At 47.8% G+C, this 19445-nt stretch carries 18 protein-coding genes and 1 pseudogene; 10 read left to right on the forward strand and 9 right to left on the reverse strand.

Annotation, left to right across the window (positions count from 1 at the left end):
* Both HMPREF1051_RS02875 and dnaB read right to left on the reverse strand, forming a co-directional pair.
* Window positions 1-343, reverse strand: a 343-nt coding sequence (locus HMPREF1051_RS02875) for a pilus assembly FimT family protein (protein ID WP_003764206.1), incomplete at its 3' end; no start/stop codon positions are given.
* 157 nt (window positions 344-500) lie between these two features.
* Window positions 501-1907 carry a replicative DNA helicase gene (gene dnaB / locus HMPREF1051_RS02880; RefSeq protein WP_003764236.1) on the reverse strand — a complete coding sequence of 469 codons (1407 nt, stop codon included), beginning with the start codon at window positions 1905-1907 and terminating at the stop codon, window positions 501-503.
* Between the two features lie 176 nt (window positions 1908-2083).
* On the opposite strand from dnaB, the gene uvrB reads away from it, so the two are divergent.
* The 4 genes from uvrB to HMPREF1051_RS02900 all read left to right on the forward strand — a co-directional run bounded on the left by uvrB (window position 2084) and on the right by HMPREF1051_RS02900 (window position 6628).
* Window positions 2084-4111 carry an excinuclease ABC subunit UvrB gene (gene uvrB, locus HMPREF1051_RS02885; protein ID WP_003764216.1) on the forward strand — a complete coding sequence of 676 codons (2028 nt, stop codon included), beginning with the start codon at window positions 2084-2086 and terminating at the stop codon, window positions 4109-4111.
* A 14-nt stretch (window positions 4112-4125) separates the two neighbouring features.
* Window positions 4126-4878, forward strand: coding sequence for a PD-(D/E)XK nuclease family protein (locus HMPREF1051_RS02890; protein WP_003764246.1), 753 nt, complete (start codon window positions 4126-4128; stop codon window positions 4876-4878).
* Between the two features lie 14 nt (window positions 4879-4892).
* On the forward strand, window positions 4893-5528 hold the full coding sequence (locus HMPREF1051_RS02895) for a hypothetical protein (protein ID WP_003764249.1): 636 nt from the start codon (window positions 4893-4895) through the stop codon (window positions 5526-5528).
* A gap of 662 nt (window positions 5529-6190) precedes the next feature.
* Window positions 6191-6628 (forward strand): hypothetical protein, encoded by a 438-nt coding sequence (locus HMPREF1051_RS02900; protein WP_003764222.1) that lies wholly within the window; start codon window positions 6191-6193, stop codon window positions 6626-6628.
* 244 nt (window positions 6629-6872) lie between these two features.
* Here the strand turns inward: HMPREF1051_RS02900 and HMPREF1051_RS02905 are convergent, their stop codons facing one another.
* The 4 genes from HMPREF1051_RS02905 to HMPREF1051_RS02920 form a co-directional block, all read right to left on the reverse strand.
* Window positions 6873-7364, reverse strand: coding sequence for a DUF1841 family protein (locus tag HMPREF1051_RS02905; protein ID WP_003764244.1), 492 nt, complete (start codon window positions 7362-7364; stop codon window positions 6873-6875).
* 146 nt (window positions 7365-7510) lie between these two features.
* Window positions 7511-8287, reverse strand: a complete 777-nt coding sequence (locus tag HMPREF1051_RS02910) for a ferredoxin--NADP reductase (protein ID WP_003756710.1) — start codon at window positions 8285-8287, stop codon at window positions 7511-7513.
* A 207-nt stretch (window positions 8288-8494) separates the two neighbouring features.
* On the reverse strand, window positions 8495-9907 hold the full coding sequence (gene thrC, locus HMPREF1051_RS02915; protein WP_036491489.1) for a threonine synthase: 1413 nt from the start codon (window positions 9905-9907) through the stop codon (window positions 8495-8497).
* 146 nt (window positions 9908-10053) lie between these two features.
* On the reverse strand, window positions 10054-10431 hold the full coding sequence (locus tag HMPREF1051_RS02920; RefSeq protein WP_083299321.1) for a hypothetical protein: 378 nt from the start codon (window positions 10429-10431) through the stop codon (window positions 10054-10056).
* Window positions 10432-10573: 142 nt separating this feature from the next.
* Between HMPREF1051_RS02920 and HMPREF1051_RS02925 the strand changes: the two genes are divergently transcribed.
* The 5 genes from HMPREF1051_RS02925 (at window position 10574) to aroA (ending at window position 16156) form a co-directional block, all read left to right on the forward strand.
* Complete coding sequence (locus HMPREF1051_RS02925) at window positions 10574-12016, forward strand: hypothetical protein (RefSeq protein WP_003764238.1); 1443 nt, start codon at window positions 10574-10576, stop codon at window positions 12014-12016.
* Between the two features lie 339 nt (window positions 12017-12355).
* Window positions 12356-13669 (forward strand): replication-associated recombination protein A, encoded by a 1314-nt coding sequence (locus HMPREF1051_RS02935; protein ID WP_003764224.1) that lies wholly within the window; start codon window positions 12356-12358, stop codon window positions 13667-13669.
* 162 nt (window positions 13670-13831) lie between these two features.
* A complete protein-coding gene (locus HMPREF1051_RS02940) occupies window positions 13832-14047 on the forward strand; it encodes a hypothetical protein (RefSeq protein WP_003764220.1) in 216 nt (71 codons plus the stop codon).
* Between the two features lie 72 nt (window positions 14048-14119).
* Window positions 14120-14461, forward strand: a complete 342-nt coding sequence (locus HMPREF1051_RS02945; RefSeq protein ID WP_003764218.1) for a low molecular weight protein tyrosine phosphatase family protein — start codon at window positions 14120-14122, stop codon at window positions 14459-14461.
* A 396-nt stretch (window positions 14462-14857) separates the two neighbouring features.
* Complete coding sequence (aroA, locus tag HMPREF1051_RS02950; protein WP_036491497.1) at window positions 14858-16156, forward strand: 3-phosphoshikimate 1-carboxyvinyltransferase; 1299 nt, start codon at window positions 14858-14860, stop codon at window positions 16154-16156.
* A gap of 85 nt (window positions 16157-16241) precedes the next feature.
* On the opposite strand, the gene HMPREF1051_RS02955 is transcribed toward aroA, so the two are convergent.
* A complete protein-coding gene (locus tag HMPREF1051_RS02955; protein ID WP_003756682.1) occupies window positions 16242-17522 on the reverse strand; it encodes a malic enzyme-like NAD(P)-binding protein in 1281 nt (426 codons plus the stop codon).
* 221 nt (window positions 17523-17743) lie between these two features.
* The gene (gene tmk, locus HMPREF1051_RS02960) at window positions 17744-18370 is read right to left on the reverse strand and encodes a dTMP kinase (protein WP_003764234.1); all 627 of its coding nucleotides are present in this window, start codon (window positions 18368-18370) and stop codon (window positions 17744-17746) included.
* Between the two features lie 156 nt (window positions 18371-18526).
* Between tmk and HMPREF1051_RS15075 the strand changes: the two are divergent.
* Window positions 18527-19071, forward strand: a pseudogene (locus tag HMPREF1051_RS15075) (hypothetical protein); the annotation flags it as partial.
* On the opposite strand, the gene HMPREF1051_RS02970 reads toward HMPREF1051_RS15075, so the two are convergent.
* Window positions 19022-19360, reverse strand: coding sequence for a hypothetical protein (locus tag HMPREF1051_RS02970; RefSeq protein WP_003764228.1), 339 nt, complete (start codon window positions 19358-19360; stop codon window positions 19022-19024). The pseudogene HMPREF1051_RS15075 and the gene HMPREF1051_RS02970 sit on opposite strands and share 50 nt — an antisense overlap.
* Window positions 19361-19445: the final 85 nt, after the last annotated feature.

A 19445-nucleotide genomic window follows, 5' to 3' on the forward strand; every position in this document is an offset into this window, starting at 1 on the left:
TAGTGCGCAGGAAAATATCCGCCCTATCATCATTGTAGTTAACATCACCACTCTTATCAGCATAGGCTAAGATGCCACTTTGATTGTATTTGGTATCACATTTATTGTCTGGAATCCCGTTTTTTCTGATTTGTACGGGACAGACATAGACAGGGAGATTGAGGCGGACTGCTTCGGCTCGTGCGAAACGCAAGAGGTTGGCCACCTGCTCTGCCTGACTGGCTGCGCGGCGGGAGGCAATCCATTCGCTCATATTGGGAAGGGCGATGGTGGCCATGATGGCGGTAATAGCGATCACGACCAACAATTCGATTAAGGTAAAACCTTTTTGTTGTGCGTACATGAGTAGTAAAAACGTCTAGAGTTAAGTAATGTGTTTTATCATCCGGCTTAGAATGTTTTTATCGCCGGTAATTATGCGGTTTGGCTCATTCTAAACGATATTGGGATGAATTGCCTAATAAAATATGAAATTTGCTTGGTTTTTAGACTGATTTGTCTCAATCTTCCATCAATGCGGATTCGGGAATGTAGGCTGCATTGTCGAATTTGGTAAATTGTCCCATCCAAGTGAGGAATACTTTCCCGACGGGACCGTTACGGTGTTTACCGATAATACATTCTGCAAGGCCTTTCATTGGCGATTCTTGGTTATAATATTCGTCGCGGTACATAAACATAATCAGGTCGGCATCCTGCTCGATGGCACCGGACTCCCGCAAGTCGGACATCATTGGGCGCTTGTCGGTACGCTGCTCTACGGTACGGCTCAACTGCGACAAAGCAATAACAGGAACTTGCAACTCCTTCGCCAATGCTTTGAGGGAGCGCGAAATTTCGCCGAGTTCTGAGGCGCGGTTGTCCGAACGGCCTGAGCCTGCCATCAATTGCAGGTAGTCAATCACGATTAAGCCCAATTTTCCATTGAACTGGCGTGCAAGACGGCGGGCGCGGGCGCGCAATTCGAGCGCGGTCAAGCCCGGTGTTTCATCAATATACATAGGCGCATCGGAAAGTTTGACTACTGCTTCGTTCAGACGACCCCAATGTTCATCTTCCAATCTGCCTGTTTTCAAGACGCTCTGATCAAGCCTGCCCACCGAACCCAGCATACGCATCACCAGTTGCGCCCCGCCCATCTCCATCGAAAATACGGCGACAGGCAGCTTGCCCTCTACGGCAACGTGTTCCGCAATATTGATCGAAAAGGCAGTTTTACCCATAGACGGACGACCTGCCACAATAATCAAATCGCCCGGCTGGAGACCTGAGGTTTTTTTATCCAAGTCGATAAACCCTGTCGACACGCCGGTCACTTCATCAGGATTATCGCGGGAATAAAGCATGTCGATGCGCTCGACCACTTCTTTCAAAAGCGCAGGCATTTCGAGAAAACCCTGTTTGGATTTAGCCGTACTTTCCGCAATTTGGAACACCTTGTTTTCCGCTTCATCCAAAAGCTGCCCCGCATCCCTGCCTTGCGGATTGTAGGCGCTACGAGCGATTTCGGTACCGACTTCGGCAAGTTGGCGCATGATAGAACGCTCGCGCACGATTTCGGCATAACGGCGAATATTTGCAGCAGACGGCGTGTTTTGTGCCAAGGTAATCAGATAATTGAACCCGCCTGCCGCCTCCAATTCTTCGTTACGCTCCAAACTTTCCTGAACGGTAATCACGTCAGCAGGACGGCTTTCGTTAATCAGATTGGCGATGGCGCGGAAAATCAGGCGGTGTTCGTGTCGGTAGAAGTCTTCACCGGTAACCACATCGGCGATTCTGTCCCAAGCCGAATTCTCGAGCAAAAGTCCACCCAAAACGGATTGCTCCGCCTCCATAGAATGCGGCGGCAGCGACAACGCGCTGACTTCGCGGTCTTCAGACGACGTATCGGGATAATCGTTCATGGCAGTTGCTCTTAGGCTAAAATGGGAGTCCGCTATTATAGCGTAGTGGAAATCGGGTTGGCATTACCTTTGTTCTGACTTGCCTACCATCAAGAAATAGATAGGTCGTCTGAAAATCTTCAGACGACCTTTTTGCTATAATTCTCCATTTCCCCGAACCAAAAACAGGCGGCAATATGGAAGTCATCCAATACCCAAATTCCCCCTTCAAACTCCACCAGCCCTTCCCCCCTGCCGGCGACCAGCCCACCGCCATTGCCGGCCTGCTCGAAGGGCTTTCAGACGGCCTGGCCTATCAAACCCTGCTCGGCGTAACCGGTTCGGGCAAAACCTACACCATGGCGAACGTCATCGCCCAAAGCGGCCGCCCCGCCATCATCATGGCGCACAACAAAACCCTTGCCGCCCAGCTCTATGCCGAAATGCGCGAGTTTTTCCCCGAAAACGCGGTGGAATATTTCGTGTCTTATTATGACTATTACCAACCCGAAGCCTATGTGCCCAGCCGCGATTTGTTCATCGAAAAAGACAGCGCGATTAACGAACACATCGAACAGATGCGCCTTTCCGCCACCAAAAACCTGATGACGCGCGACGACGTGATTATCGTCGCCACCGTGTCCGCCATTTACGGTATCGGCGACCCGACCGAGTATCAACAAATGGTGTTGTCCGTCAAAGAAGGCGACACCATCGAGCAGCGCGACATCATCGCCACGCTCGTTTCCATGCAGTACGAACGTGGCGATTTGGACTTCAAACGCGGTAGCTTCCGCGTGCGCGGCGACGTGATCGACGTGTATCCCGCCGAAAGCTCCGAAAACGCCCTGCGCATCAGCCTGTTCGACGACGAAATCGACCGCCTCGATATGTTCGACCCGCTTTCAGGCAGCCTGCACCAACGCGTCGGCCGCTACACCGTCTTCCCATCCAGCCACTACGTTACCCCGCGCGACACCGTCTTACGCGCCTGCGAGTCCATCAAAGAAGAACTGCGCGAACGCATCGAATTCTTCGCCCGCGAACAACGCCCCGTCGAGCAACAACGCATCGAACAGCGCACCCGCTTCGACCTCGAAATGCTCTACGAAATGGGCTTCTGCAAAGGCATCGAAAACTACTCCCGCCACTTCTCCGGCAAAAAAGAAGGCGAACCGCCGCCCACGCTGATGGACTACCTGCCCGACAACGCCATCATGTTCATCGACGAAAGCCATGTTACCGTTACCCAAATCGGCGGCATGTACAAAGGCGACGCATCGCGCAAGCAAAACCTCGTGGATTATGGTTTCAGGCTGCCTTCCGCCCGCGACAACCGCCCGCTCAAATTCCACGAATTTGAAAAAGTCATGCCGCAAACCGTCTTCGTTTCCGCCACCCCCGCCAAATACGAAGAAGAACACGCCGGACAAGTGGTCGAACAAGTCGTCCGCCCCACAGGGCTGGTCGACCCCCAAATCATCATCCGCCCCGTCGCCACCCAAGTCGATGACTTAATGAGCGAAATCAACGACCGCATCCAAAAAGGCGAACGCGTACTCGTTACCACCCTCACCAAACGCATGGCGGAGCAACTCACCGACTATTACAGCGAACTCGGTATCAAAGTGCGATACCTGCACAGCGACATCGACACCGTCGAGCGCGTTGAAATTATTAGAGATTTGCGGCTTGGCCTGTTTGACGTACTCGTCGGCATCAACCTCTTGCGCGAAGGCTTGGACATCCCCGAAGTCTCCCTCGTTGCCATCCTCGACGCCGACAAAGAAGGCTTCCTGCGCTCGCACCGCAGCCTGATTCAAACCATAGGCCGCGCCGCTCGCAACGTGAACGGCGTCGCCATCCTGTACGCCGACAAAATCACCGACTCCATGAAAGCTGCTATCGACGAAACCGAACGCCGCCGTGAAAAACAGATTAGATTTAACGAAGAACACGGCATCGTTCCGCAGCAGATTAAAAAACAGGTCAAAGACATCATTGACGGCGTGTATCACGAAGAAGACGGCGGCAAAGGCCGTCTGAAAGGCAAAAACAAGGTTAAAGTCGGCGAGATTCACAACGAAGAAGACGCGATTAAAGAAATCGCCAAACTGGAAAAAGCCATGCAGCAGGCGGCTCGGGATTTGCAGTTTGAAGAGGCGGCTGTGTTGCGGGATAGGATTAGGAATATTAAAGAGAATTTGTTGTTTGGGGCGGAGTGACTAGAAAGAAGTACATGGAAACACATAATTTAGTTGATCAGCTTAATCATTTTTTAAATGAATTTAATCACTTAAATTCTTTACTATTGCTGAGCAAAAAAAACATACCAACCATTGATAATTCCAAGGCTATTTCACATATCGAATTTCAGACCTTTATGAAAGAATTTGATATAGCTTATCAACAGTTAAAATCCAGTGGTATGACCATGAATATCTGGCAATTTGCAGAATTCGGGCGCTATGAAGTGCGCAATTGCAAAGTATTGTGCTGGCTGCTTGATATGCATGCAGATCACGGATTTGGGAGAAAATTTCTAATCAATCTGCTTAAAAATTTGGATCAACAAGCCGGTATTGCTGAAATTATTCGATATTTAACGCAAGAAAGCTTCTCCACTAATCAGGAAACCTTACACTGTGGCAATATTTCGGAACGTTTTGATATTGATATTAAAAGCCGAAATTGCCGTTTGATAATTGAGGCGAAGGTGGATGCTGCTGAAATGTATGACGGTAAAACAAGCCAATTAAAAAGGTATCGGGATATCTTGGACAAATCTTCTGAACCGCATAAATGTTTACTGTATCTGACTAGAGGATGCTATCTCCCCTTAGATGAAAGCCTACATAAGCAGGTAGTAGTTTTGAGCTGGAAAGATATTGCTAAAAGTATAAGAAAAACTATCTATGACGAATTGAATCAAGCACAAAGTTTTCGAAAAATGATATTTTTATCTTTGGCTCGTCATTTTGAAACCCTTTGAAGAAAGGAATATTTATGGAAAATGTAGAAAGAGAACTGGGTAAGTTAGTTTTAAGTAACTTGGAAATGTTGGAAAAATCTTATGGTTTTTTGGTACAAATAGATGTCCAGTTTTACGAGAAAATTGAAAATCAGTTTAACGCTTGGTATGAGGATTTTAAGAAAAATAGCGGGTGGCATAAAAAACCTGGTAACAAAAAAAATCAAGATGCTATCTGGTATTGTTTGGGTGAAAAATATGATAATAAAAAATCTAATATAGATATTGATTATAGCTGGTTAAGTGCTTGTACAGGCATTGCCAAATATGACGATGGTGAGACCATCGAGTACGGTATTCATTTTGGATTTAATCGAGATTATTTTAATTTTACCGCCAAAACAGCCAAGCAATTTATGCAAGATCAATTTGCAAATTACCCTGAATTAAAGGAAGTGGGGTTTCAATATATAGTGGGATCAAGTGAACACCGTACAATTTTTTTACCTATCCAACTTGACTTAAAACTGTTGATTGAAGAATACCCTGATTATAAGGATCAGGCTTTGCAGCCGCTTTCTGATGCTTTAGACAAAATAAAAAATCATCAAGCTGTATTTGATGGTATTGCCGAAAAGTTAATGAAACATTCCAAATTACAAGAAAGTTAGACTTAATACCTCAACAAGCAGCAGCCTGCATCTATACTAACCGCGTGCGCGGCTACGCCATACAGGCGGTACAAACTTTAAAGCCGACGTAGCAAGCGTAGGTCGGATACTTGTATCCGACAAAACCTTTAACACTCCCGTCATTGCAATTCATTGCAGCAATGCCCAAAATGTCGGATTCGAGAATCCGACCTACGCCTGAGGTCGTTGCAATAATAAGTTGAGGCCTTTTTGCATTCTCAGCGGAGGAGTTTTGGAGACGGCGATACGTTGAGTTAACCGTAGCGTGGGCTCTGCCCACGGATTGTTTTTGTAAAGCTGAGGTCGTCTGAAAGCCTGCGTACAGGTTTCAGACGACCTTTCGTATTTTCGTGGGCATAGCCCACGCTACAAATTGAAAATTGCTGGAAATATCGTTCTTTTCGATTGTGTTTCCATTGATGTAGTAAGCGCGGTCGTGTTCTTGTATCCGACAAAATCTTTAACACTCCCGTCATTGCAATCCATTGCAGCAATGCCCAAAATGTCGGATTCGAGAATCCGACCTACGCCAAGCTTATTAAGTTCAACCTATATGGATGTGTGAAAACAATATCCATGCCATTTGAACGCTGCTGCCTGATGATGCGGATTATTTCCGGTGTTCCAAAGGAGTAACTATAATGATTGATTATCTGAATATAAATCTAGATTCGAATTTCAGAAAGATTAAAATAAAAAAAGATAAGCCTATCGTGGCTTTAATCAGTCAAAACTTCCTAAAAACAATAAATTGCAATAATTTATTTGAATCGATTAAACAATATCCTTTATTTTGGATAATTCTTATCGGAGAGAATTCTAGTCTTTTAGAAGATGAATTTGATAATCTTTTGGAGCAGGAAGCTATCAAAAATAACAATATGTTAAATGTGGTAACAACTAATTTTCAATTTAGTGATTTAACAATAACAGATATAGAAGATATTACTTATGAATTTTTATTTTTGCCCTGTCCGAATGGCAACTGCCAATATTTATCTTTCTTAGATTTGAATCATACTGCTGACAGGAAAATTTCTGATTTCATCGAAACACAGCTTAATAATAAAACAACTTAGTGGTCATAGGACGCCTTCCTCATAATACGATCGCAGAAAATTCATTGCTGGCGGTGCATTCTTTTTCACCGTCAAACCCGCCAACCCAAAATCGCGCCTTTTTCTCGGACAGATCAGCTTATTTCGTGCGGCTTATATGGCTACAATTCATTTTTCAGACGACCTGAAAAGAAAGGAAGGTCGTCTGAAATCAACGTTTCAAACGACCTCAAAATCGTTATCTTCCATCACATAGAAAACTTTTTCATTCGTCAAATTTAGCATTCACTTCATGTGGATTGATACGGGCGTTTTCCTCCTGCCCTAAACCGACTAATTTACGCAACCGGGTCATATAGGCATTGACATCCAAACCACGTCCGTATCGTTGCGCTTCCCAAATGGTTTCCGCCAGCGCATCCATCATGTCATGCTCGGCGCGTACCCAGTCGTTGTTATAACGTGCGCAAAGTTGCCGGTGAATCGCCCGTATGCCCGGTGGCTGATCGATGGCTACCTGCTCTTGAAGGGAAAGATGCAGCGACATGTGCAAAAAAGGATTGCTCTCCCCATCTTCCGGCAGCCAGTTTTTATCTAAATAATCTTCAATATTTTCAAGATAATGAGTGTATTCGGGATGAGATTCGATGATACGGAGGGCTTTAAGCTGAAGTGCATCCAGTTGCAGCGGGGTCAGGCGATGTTTCCAAACGTGTGCGAAAAATCGGCGGACATCGTGGGTGTTGACATCGTACATGATAAGAATGGGAAATCTGTTGAACCGTCTGAGGGGATATTTTAGAGATTGAGCGAAACTTGAATTTTGGCAAATAATGGATTTATAGCGAGGCAGAACCTGATGACAAGTTCTGCCTCGCTATATTTCCATTACTGCTAAAACCCTTATTGATCCACAAACGCGCGCTCAATCAGGTAGTCGCCGCGTACACCGGTTTTCGGGGAGACGGTCAGACCGAAATCGTCCAGAACTTTGCAGGTGTCTTTCAGCATCGCAGGGCTGCCGCACAGCATGGCGCGGTCGTCTTGCGGGTTGATTTTGGGCAGGCCGATGTCTTCAAACAGTTTGCCGCTTACCATCAGGTCGGTCAGGCGGCCGTGGTGTTCGTAGTCTTCACGGGAAACGATGGGGTAGTAAATCAGTTTTTCTTTAACCAAGTCGCCGAGGTATTCGTGTTCGGGCAATTCTTTGGTAAAGCGGTCGTAGTACGCCAAATCTTTTTTGTAACGCACGCCGTGCACGAGGATGATTTTTTCAAATTGCTCGTAAATTTCAGGGTCTTTGGTGATGCTCAAGAAAGGGGCGATACCGGTACCGGTGCTCAACAGGTAAAGGTGTTTGCCGGGATTCAGGTCGCCGGCAACCAAAGTTCCGGTCGGTTTTTTGCTGATTAACACGTCGTCGCCGACTTTAAGGTGTTGCAGGCGGCTGGTCAGAGGGCCGTCTTGGACTTTAATGCTGAAAAATTCGAGGTGTTCTTCCCAGTTGGCGGAGGCGACGCTGTATGCGCGCATCAGCGGCTTGCCGTCCACCATCAATCCGACCATGACAAATTGGCCGTTTTCGAAGCGCAACGATTCGTCGCGGGTGCAGGTAAAGGTGAAATACGCATCCGTCCAGTGGTGTACGGACAATACTTTTTGGGTATTGAATGCTGCCATTTGAGTTTCCTGTCGGTAAATCCGTCTGATCGCGCGGGTCGGGCGGATGATGGTTTAAAAGGGTTTTCAGACGACCTGTCTCGCCTGTGAATAGATAATGCCGAATTAGAGCAAACGCGCAATTTTAAACGAAAATATTTATCATCACAATGCTTGCTGTCTAGCAGAGGTCGTCTGAAACTTTTCAGACGACCTCTTGGCAACGCATTACTTATCTAACGTTTCGCGGATGATTTCTTTGACGGCGGCTGCATTGTTTGGCACGACTCGGACGCGCTGCGGCAATTTTTCCAAACCTTCCAGCGCGGCGGGACGTGGAATGGCGACATCGCCGACGGCTTCGTGTATGGTCGCATCGAATTTCGCTGCCAACGCGGTTTCCAAACAAACAACCGTTTCCCCTTCTTCGCGCACTTCGCGGGCGACTTTTACGCCGTCGGCAGTGTGCGGGTCGATGAGCTCTTGGTCTTGCTCGTAAACCTGTTTGATGGTGGCGAGGCGGTCGGCGTGGGTAGATTTGCCGGAGGTAAAGCCGTATTTGCCGCCGACTTTTTCCAAGGCAAACTGCAAGTCAAAGCCCTTGCCCGCCGCGACTTCCGCCCACAGCGTATTGATTTCCTGAGGATCGCGATCCATCAGGTCGAACACGAAACGCTCGAAGTTGGACGCTTTGGAAATGTCCATAGACGGACTGGAGGTAACATAAGTATGCTCGCTGTTGCGCGGGCGGTATGCGCCGGTTTTGAAAAACTCGTCCAACACGTCGTTTTCATTGGTCGCAACAATCAGGCGGCGGATAGGCAAGCCCATCTGTTTGGCGATGTGTCCCGCGCAAACGTTGCCAAAGTTGCCGCTCGGCACGCAGAAGCTGACCTGCTCGTCATTGCTTTGCGTTGCCTTAAAATAGCCCGCAAAGTAATAAACCACTTGCGCGACGATGCGTCCCCAGTTGATCGAATTGACCGTACCGATATGGTATTTTTCCTTGAACGCGGCATCGTTTTGCACCGCCTTCACAATGTCCTGACAGTCGTCAAACATACCCTTCACGGCGATATTGTGGATATTTTCATCTTGCAGGCTGTACATCTGCGCACGCTGAAACGCGCTCATTTTGCCGTCGGGCGAGAGCATAAATACGTTCACGCCCTTTTTACCGCGCAAGGCATATTCCGCAGCCGAACCCGTATCGCCGCTGGTCGCGCCCAATATATTGAGTTCCCTGCCCTTTTTGTTCAACACATATTCAAACGCATTGCCCAAAAACTGCATCGCCATATCCTTGAACGCCAGCGTCGGACCGTTGGACAAAGCTTGGATTTTGATGCCGTCGGACAAAGTACGCACAGGCGTGATTTCCTTAGAGCCGAACGCCGCTTCCGTATAAGTACGGTTCAGAATATCGCGCAAATCGTCCGCCGGAATATCCGTAACAAACAGGCTCATCACCTCAAACGCCAGCTCCGGATAGCTTAAACCGCGCCACTTGTCCAAAGTCTCGCGGCTGACCTGCGGATAACGCTCCGGCAGCATCAAACCGCCGTCGGGCGCCAGCCCCATCAACAAAACCTCACTAAACGGTTTATGCGCCGTCTCGCCGCGCGTACTGATATATTTCATGATTTCTTCTCTATAAAAACAAAAATATTGCCGATCAAAACAGGAAACCCGCCGCCTGCGAACCATCCCGCAAGCCGCCCTATCCCGACCTTAATCCACTATAAACTTTCAGACGACCCCGATACGCAGAGGTCGTCTGAAAAACATTATCTATACAAACGCTTGAAACAAGCATTGACGGTTTTCACCGTTACCGACGCAATCGCCCGATCGCGCGAAGAAGGATTCAAAACATCCATCAACTCTTGCGCGGACACCTGATTCGGCGCTTCCTCGCTCGCGCAGCCGCAAATTTTGTCTTCCCACTCGCGCTGCTTGTCCGCGCTCATCGTCAGCGCGATCAAACGCCACTCATTGCGCTTGTTCAACTCCGAACGGCACTGATGATCGACCGCCATTTTCACCACGCTGCCGCCGATACCTGTCCCGCCGCCCAAACCGCCGAACGCCGAGTCAGAATCATAAGCGCAACCGCCCAACAACGCCGCCACAGAAGCAACGGCAACAACCTTTTTCATATTCATAGCCATCCCTTGCCGCAAGGTCGTCTGAAACGCCCCGCAAAGTCTTTAAACAAACGCGCATTATACCGTAAGCGGTGTGAGATGGGGGATTGGGGAAAGTCGGGGTATAATCCGTTTTTTTGGGAAAATAGGGGATTTATCAATGGCTAAATTAAAAGTTAAATTTAAAGCTAACTCAAACGAAAACACGCAAAACCCTAAAGAGAATCAAGAAAAAACGGCTGAAAAAGGTAGTCAAGAACATTCAGAGCATACTGCTGAAAATAAACAGCCTGAATCAAAAGACAATGCACAGAAAAAAGATGAATCGACATGCTTATGTAAATTTTTTAAAAAGATTGCAGAATGGATATGCGCAAGAAAAAATAAAAACTCAAAGAAGGCAGATGAAAATGCCACAGAAAACAATGATGCTGCAAAACAGGCAGAAATAAAACAAGCTGATACGGTTGAGCAACCTAAAGAGCAAATAAAACCATCTGATCATTTGGAAACCATCAGCAAACTCATCGGAATATCGACAGTATTAGGGATACTCTTCGGTGGATTTGTTATATTTGTCTATCTCTTAAATATTAATCAATTAAGTATTCTTCCTGATGTAATCAGCAATCCGTCTAGCCTAATCGCTGCAAGTACAGTTTTTATAATTATTTTTATTATTATATTTTTGTTGTACCAACTTTTAGTGCATTTATTATTACCAGATTCAGTTCTTTTAATACAGGACATTCGAAGCCTAAAATCTCCTAAGTCAAATCGCTCTAATAAAAGCGTTGGATGGGTAGAAATATTATTATTTATAATATTTTACTTGGTATTTGTTTATACTCTTTCTCAATTACTCGAAATTTTTTTAAAATATTTATACCCACAAGCAAAAAATATATATCCATTTGTAATAATAATAATTGTCGCTATAGTTCTCTATTATTTTTATAAAAACTGGATTAAAGATCACAATTCAATTTATAAAATTCCTATTAAGGGAGCCATGACATATATCATAATAACATTATGTCTATTGATATTCGGTTTTAGCGATAAAATAGCAATTTTATATTTTACCCATTCCATTGAAATTCCTGAAAACTCTTCATGGTATTTACTACACAGTAACTTCCAACAAAACAACGGCTCTCAAGAAATCAACGGCATTGATAAAAATGACTTGATCAAATTAAAACAAAATTTCAAATGTTCTATTCTTTCAGAAAAAGAAAAAGAAGATAAAAACATTAATTGTTCTCCGATTCCCGAACAACGCAACAACGCCCTATACGGTTATATGGCGTGGAATTTGGGCGACACCAAGGTTTTCTGTCCACCAACTATTGATAACCAAAAAGCCGACTCCACTAAAATTAAAGATGACGACTCTAAAACTGAAGAACAAAAAGCAGCTGACGAATTAGCTGCTAAAGAAGCTAAAAAATTAGCTGAAGAATGTATCGTCATCAGCGGAAAAGCCCTGCAAATCATGCCGGAAAGTTATATCAGTACCAATACTGATGGCATTGATGTCAGTAATCCTGACAATACCGGTCATGGCGACCCTGCAATTGATATTAAAACCGGACGTTAAATTCAAAAATGACCTTAGTATCGAATGCCGGCTTAAATAATTTCAATGTCCAACCTATCCTGCCGATACAATCTAATGCAAAAAATATGTCAATCCAGATTAATTACGGCAGCTGTAATCATGATTCGCCAAGAAACAAGGATGATCATCCTAATATAGGATACTCGGACAAAAAAATCTGCCAGTAAGTTATGGCAGACCCATGCCGTCATTCCCGCCTGCGCGGGAATGACGGTTGTGATGTATCCTGTCTTTATTGTTTCCTTTGCCATCCGTCTGTTTTCAGACGACCTGCTATAATCCACGTCGTCTGAAAACCCTCTTTTCACGGAATCCGCCATGTCCGACCTTTTCACCCGCCAACCTGATGCGCCGCTTGCCGAACGCCTGCGCCCGCATACGCTTGATGATGTTATCGGGCAGCAGCATTTAATTGGCGAAGGCAAGCCGCTGCGTGTGGCGGTGGAAGGCGGGAAGCCGCATTCTATGTTGCTGTGGGGGCCGCCGGGCGTGGGCAAGACGACGTTGGCGCGGATTTTGGCGCAGAGTTTCAATGCCCAGTTTCTGCCTGTTTCCGCTGTATTCTCCGGCGTGAAAGACATACGCGAGGCGATCGACAAGGCCGAAATCGCCTTGCAGCAGGGACGCGCGACGATTTTGTTTGTCGATGAAGTCCACCGTTTCAACAAGGCGCAGCAGGACGCGTTTTTGCCCCATGTCGAAAGCGGTTTGCTGACCTTTATCGGCGCGACGACGGAAAACCCGTCGTTTGAAGTCAATCCCGCGCTGTTGAGCCGCGCGCAGGTGTATGTTTTGCAGTCCTTGTCTTCAGACGACCTCAAAAAGCTGATTGCCAAAGTATTGGCCTTGCCCGAATACCGGGATTTTACGATTGAAGCCGATGCGCAGGAGCTGCTCGTCAATACCGCCGACGGCGATGCGCGCAGATTGTTGAATCTGTTGGAACAACTTTTACGCGCCGCCGACACGCGCCGTCTGAAAACCTTAACCACCGAATTTCTCGCCGACAGCTTGGGCGCGCAAATCCGCCGTTTCGACAAAGGCGGCGAGAGTTTCTACAACCAAATCTCCGCCCTGCACAAATCCGTGCGCGGTTCGCATCCGAATGCCGCGCTGTATTGGTTTTGCCGTATGCTCGACGGCGGCACAGACCCGCGTTACCTCGCCCGCCGCATCGTGCGCATGGCGTGGGAGGACATCGGGCTTGCCGACCCGCGCGCCTTCCAAATCGCCAACGATGCCGCCGCCACCTTCGAACGTTTAGGCTCGCCCGAAGGCGAACTCGCGCTGGCACAAGCCGTGCTGTACCTTGCCGCCGCCGCCAAATCCAACGCGGGCTACAAGGCATATAACCAAATGCGCCGCTTCGTCAAAGAAAACGCCAGCGACGAAGTGCCCGTCCACCTGCGCAACGCCCCGACCAAGTTGATGAAAGAATTGGGCTACGGACGCGAATACCGCTACGCCCACGACGAACCGAATGCCTACGCCGCCGGCGAAAGCTATATGCCCGACGGCTTGGACGAACCCGATTTCTACCAACCCGTCCCGCGCGGCCTGGAAATTAAAATCGGCGAGAAGCTGGAATGGTTGAAATCGCTGGATGAGGAAGCGTTGGATAAGCAGAAGTAAATGGTGTCTTCAGACGACCTGTTTCACAACGACGGTCAACTGCTTGTATTGTCAGGCTAATTTGGCTACAATCCGATTTTCCTTTTTCTTGCTGAATAATCGAACACAGAAAAAATCGCGGCTGCTGAACCCGATTTCCGAAACGAAGTTAGAAAGCAGATAATGGACAATTTAGACCACAGTCGCAGCCGTGCATGGCGGCGGCATCAAGCAAAACGACCCAGCCATCGCGTACACGGCAAAAACCCTTCTGAGGGTAAACCCGAGAAAAAGTGGGATTTGATGTATTTCCGCAGAAATAAAGTCAAACGCGCGCAAAAACTGGGCTTTGTTTATCCCTTCAGGCAGCATGAATTTGAAGCCGAATGGTTTGATTAACTTAAAAACACATTTCGACTCAATCGAGATGATTTTCACAAGGCGGATATTTTTCCGCCTTTTTCAATTTCTATGAACGCACTTTTTATTTGCAGCCGCAACCAATGGCGCAGCCCCACCGCTGAAGCGGTATTCCGACGCTATCCGAACGTGCAGACCCGTTCCGCAGGCACAAGCCCTAACGCACGGCACACCGTTTCCATCAACGACATCGCATGGGCGGATAAGATTTTTGTGATGGAACAAAAGCATAAAAACCGCCTGTCGGCGCAGTTTCCCCGCGCTTTGCAACATAAGGAAATCATTGTTTTGGATATTCCTGACGATTACCGCTATATGGACGAAGAATTGATTGAGATATTGAAAGAAAGCGTCGAGCCGTATTTGTCTGACAGCTATTCTATAAGACTTTGAATAAACGGAGGTAAAAGGCATGGATAAGGTTTCAGACGACCCCAAAGGTCGTCTGAAAATCCAATCATCGAAAAGAAAAACTGGATTCCCATCAAAGGAATCCGGTTTGTTTTATTCCAAACTTAGAAATCCATTCTCACACCTACGCGGACGGAGCGTCCCGACTGCGGGGCGATGTATTTCAGCATGGCGTTTTGCGGACGTGCGGTGCGGTTGGCAAGGTTGCGCGCATCGACAAACCATTCCGATGTTACCTTGCCGTGTTTGAACGTTTTAAGATACCGAAACCATTCAATGACAAACTCTGGTTCATCGAATTGCAGCAGCCACGTTTTTCAGACGACCCCTCCCTGCCGTATAATGCCGTTTTCTGTTTCCGCTTCCCAAACGACCATCATGACCGAATCCATCCGCCTCCCTGCCGCCTCGCTCAAACCCGCCACCGTCGCCCTGCCCGGTTCCAAAAGCATCAGCAACCGCACCCTGCTGCTTGCCGCCTTGTCCGACAATACTTGCGAAATCCATTCCCTGCTCAAATCCGATGATACCGACCGTATGTTGGAAGCGCTCGATAAACTCGGCGTTGAAATCGAATATCTTGCCGAAGGTCGTCTGAAAGTTCACGGTACAGGCGGACAATTTCCAAACCGCACTGCCGATTTGTTTTTAGGCAACGCGGGAACGGCATTCCGTCCGCTGACTGCCGCGCTGGCGGTTTTGGGCGGCGATTATCATCTGCACGGCGTTGCGCGTATGCACGAACGCCCTATCGGCGATTTGGTCGATGCGCTGCGGATTGCCGGCGCCGATGTCGAATATCTCGGCAACGAACACTACCCACCGCTTCATATCGGCGAACGCCAAGACCGTGGCGAGCGCGTGATTCCGATTAAAGGCAATGTGTCCAGCCAGTTTCTGACCGCCCTCTTGATGGCGTTGCCGCTGACCGGGCAGGCATTTGAAATCCGTATGGTCGGCGAGTTGATTTCCAAGCCCTATATCGACATCACCTTGAAACTGATGGCGCAATTCGGCGTACAGGTTGCCAATGAAGACTACCGCGTCTTCAAAATCCCCGCCGATGCCTGCTACCACGCGCCCGACCATTTATATGTCGAAGGCGATGCCTCCAGCGCGTCCTATTTCCTCGCTGCCGGCTTGATTGCCGCCACGCCCGTCCGCGTTACCGGTATCGGCGCAAACAGCATACAGGGCGATGTCGCCTTTGCCCGTGAGCTGGAAAAAATCGGTGCGGACGTGGTTTGGGGCGAAAACTTCGTCGAAGTCTCGCGTCCGAAAGAACGTGCCGTCCAAGCCTTTGATTTGGATGCGAACCATATCCCCGACGCCGCCATGACCCTCGCCATCGTCGCCCTTGCCACCGGACAAACCTGCACGCTTCGCAACATCGGTTCATGGCGCGTCAAAGAAACCGACCGCATCGCCGCAATGGCAAACGAGTTGCGCAAACTCGGCGCGGAAGTCGTCGAAGAAGCCGAAGCGATTCACATCACCCCACCTGAAACACTGACTCCCGACGCTGTCATCGACACTTACGACGACCACCGCATGGCGATGTGTTTCTCGCTGGTTTCCCTGTTGGGCGTACCCGTCGTCATCAACGACCCGAAATGCACCCATAAAACCTTCCCAACTTATTTTGAAGTGTTCTCATCGCTGACCGACGCGGCTTAAAGCAGGAAGACATTTACCCAAACAAAAAGGTCGTCTGAAAATTTTCAGACGACCTTTTCTACATCACATTCAAATTAAAACCGGATTACAGTTTCCACTCGCTCAGTTTGGCAGCGTAGGCTTCCAAGTCTGCAATCGGACGGGTTGCCACGCCGCTTTCCATCGCAGCTTTGGCGGCAGCCGAAGCAACACGCGGCAGCAGGCGGGAGTCGAACGGGGTCGGAATCAGGTATTCCGCGCCGAATTCGAATTTCTTGCCGTAAGCGGCAACCACTTCTTCAGTTACCTCTTCCTTCGCCAAATCCGCCAAGGCATAGACGCAGGCGCGTTTCATTTCTTCATTGATGGTCGTCGCGCCGACGTCCAACGCGCCGCGGAAGATGAACGGGAAGCACAATACGTTGTTTACTTGATTCGGGAAGTCGGAACGGCCGGTACCGATGACCACGTCCGGACGGGTTTCTTTTGCCAGCGGCGGCAGGATTTCCGGATTCGGGTTTGCCATGGCGAACACGATAGGCTTGGCGTTCATGGTGTTCAACATTTCAGGCGTCAGCAGGTTCGCGCCGGAGAGGCCCAAGAAGATGTCTTTGCCTTTGACGGCATCGGCAAGCACGCGTTGACCGTTGTCTTCAATGGCGTAGAACTGTTTGGACTCGTCCATGCGGTCTTTGTCTTCGCGGGTTTTGTAAATCACGCCTTTGGAGTCGCAAACAGTTACGTTTTCGCGTTTCAGACCCAAATCGAGCAGTTGGTTTAAGCAGGCAATCGCAGCCGCACCCGCGCCGGAGCAAACCAAGGTCGCCTCTTCAATTTTACGGCCGGTATAGCGCAGGGCATTCAATACGGCGGCGGCGGTAATGATGGCGGTACCGTGTTGGTCGTCGTGGAATACGGGAATTTTGCAACGTTTGCGCAATTCGCGTTCGATGTAGAAGCATTCCGGCGCCTTGATGTCTTCGAGGTTGATGCCGCCGAAAGTCGGCTCCAGTGCGGCGATGATGTCCACTAATTTTTGCGGGTCTTTTTCATCGATTTCGATGTCGAATACGTCCACACCGGCGAATTTTTTAAACAATACGCCTTTGCCTTCCATCACAGGTTTGCCCGCCAACGCGCCGATGTTGCCCAAGCCCAAAACGGCGGTACCGTTGGAAATCACGGCGACCAAGTTGCCTTTGGCGGTGTATTTGTACGCATTTTGCGGATCGGCATGAATTTCCATACAAGGAGCCGCGACGCCCGGCGAGTACGCCAAAGCCAAGTCTTTGGACGTGGCCAGCGATTTGGTGGGGGTAACGGAGACTTTACCCGGCACGGGGAATTCGTGAAATTTCAGTGCGGCTTCTTTTAATGAGTTTTCCATTTTTCGATCCTGTTGCGAGAGAGATGTTGAGACGAGGTCGTCTGAAACGTTGGTTTCGGGACGTTTGGCATTACAAAGCGGCTTATTTATTAACAAATAAACCTATTTTGTAATAGCGTGTAATTTTACCATGTTCCCAATGCGGCGCATACCGCTATTTTCATCTGAAACAAACAACCTCAAAGCAAAAACGTATCCTTTCAGACGACCTTCATTCGGTTTTAAACATCCATACCGAAACTGCGCGCCAACGCATGTTCGATATCCGCCCTCACCTCTTCCAAACTCCGGTTGCCGTCGATAAGCGCGTAGCGTTCGGGATGCGCGGCGGCGCGTTCGAGATAAACAGCACGCACGCGGGTGAAAAAATCCGCCTGCTCCTGCTCGAAACGGTCCTTCTCGCGCGTCTGCCCGATACGCGCCATCGACACTTCCAGCGGCACGTCCAGCAGCAACGTCAAATCAGGACCAAACCCGCCCTGCACCCAATTTTCCAGCGTTTCAATATCCTGAAGGGGCACGCCGCGCCCACCGCCCTGATACGCGAAAGTCGCATCAGTAAAACGGTCGGAAACGACATGAATGCCGTCTGCCAGCGCAGGCAGGATAACGTCTTCAAGATGCTGCTGCCGCGCGGCAAACATCATCAACGTCTCCGCGCGCAATCCCGCCTTGGTTTCAGGGTTCAACAAAATTTCGCGCAAAGCCTCGCCGACAGGCGTACCGCCCGGCTCGCGGGTGAACAATACGGGAAGGCCGTGGGATTCGAACCATTGGCGGATAACGGCAAGATTGGTCGATTTGCCCGCACCATCTATGCCGTCCAGAGTGATAAATTTGGGTTTCATAAGGTCAATTTTATTGAGAGAACAGATGTTCAAAAGGTCGTCTGAAAAGCAGGATTATAAATGCTTGATGGGGTTCGAAGTAGATTTTCAGACGACCTTAATTGTAAGAAAACCTAGCATTGTTTACAAAATTTGAAAGGCAATATGGTGAGCCTACAAGCAAAATACGGTATGAAACGGTTGGCAAAAGTCGAGAAAACTATTGAGGAAAAACTTAAAAAGCAGACCAAACGCCACAACAAATCCTACCAAGTAAAATGGTACATTCCGATACCAAACGACTGCCTTTATTGCAAAATCAAAAAGCAACCGACCAAAGGGATGCCCTGTTTGCCTCCATTGACGACTATTCCTCGTACTGTATGCGGCTAAATTTCTTTTACATATCATTGATTTTGCCCATACACCATTGAATACGCCTACTCAGATAACAGTAAGGCAGAACGGGGAATCCGCACCTTGATGGAAATTTGGCATGACAAGTTTTCCATCTAGAGCTTCAGAACTACCGATAAAAGGAACTGTGCCCATTTGTGAATTTTTATAACAAGGCAAAGCCCCATAAAAGGAGGTCTTACAAGTTTATTTTTCAAAATAATACGGCGTTTTCTTACATCAGAGAGCCGAAGATCATCAAAAAAGGCTTACATGCTACGCAGGTTGCTCAGATTCTACCGCCCCAAGTCCATGATTTTCTTTGAACAGTTTCAAATAATAAAAAAAACAGTCAAACTCATCCCGTTTTTCAAATTTTGCAATCTGTTCAATCAGACCGTGCCACGTATGGGTGGTTTGAAGAAAATCAAACTGCTCAATGAGCCAATCATAAAATTTTTCCCTAAAAATATCGTCTTTTTTACTAGGTATATCATTTAGTCCTTCGCATAAATAATATCCTGTTATAAAACTTTCTAAAATTTTCATGTTTTTTTCGCTTAAATACATAAGCGGCCTTTTTTCAACATACACTAATAAATCTAAAAAATTCATTTCTAATATTCCTATTATTAGAAAGGTTTAAATATTGATGGGTAAAAACCTAAATATCTGATACCTAAATCATTTATCCAAGTTT

The sequence above is a fragment of the Neisseria sicca VK64 genome, assembly GCF_000260655.1.
GTDB classification, from domain to species: Bacteria; Pseudomonadota; Gammaproteobacteria; order Burkholderiales; family Neisseriaceae; genus Neisseria; species Neisseria sicca_B.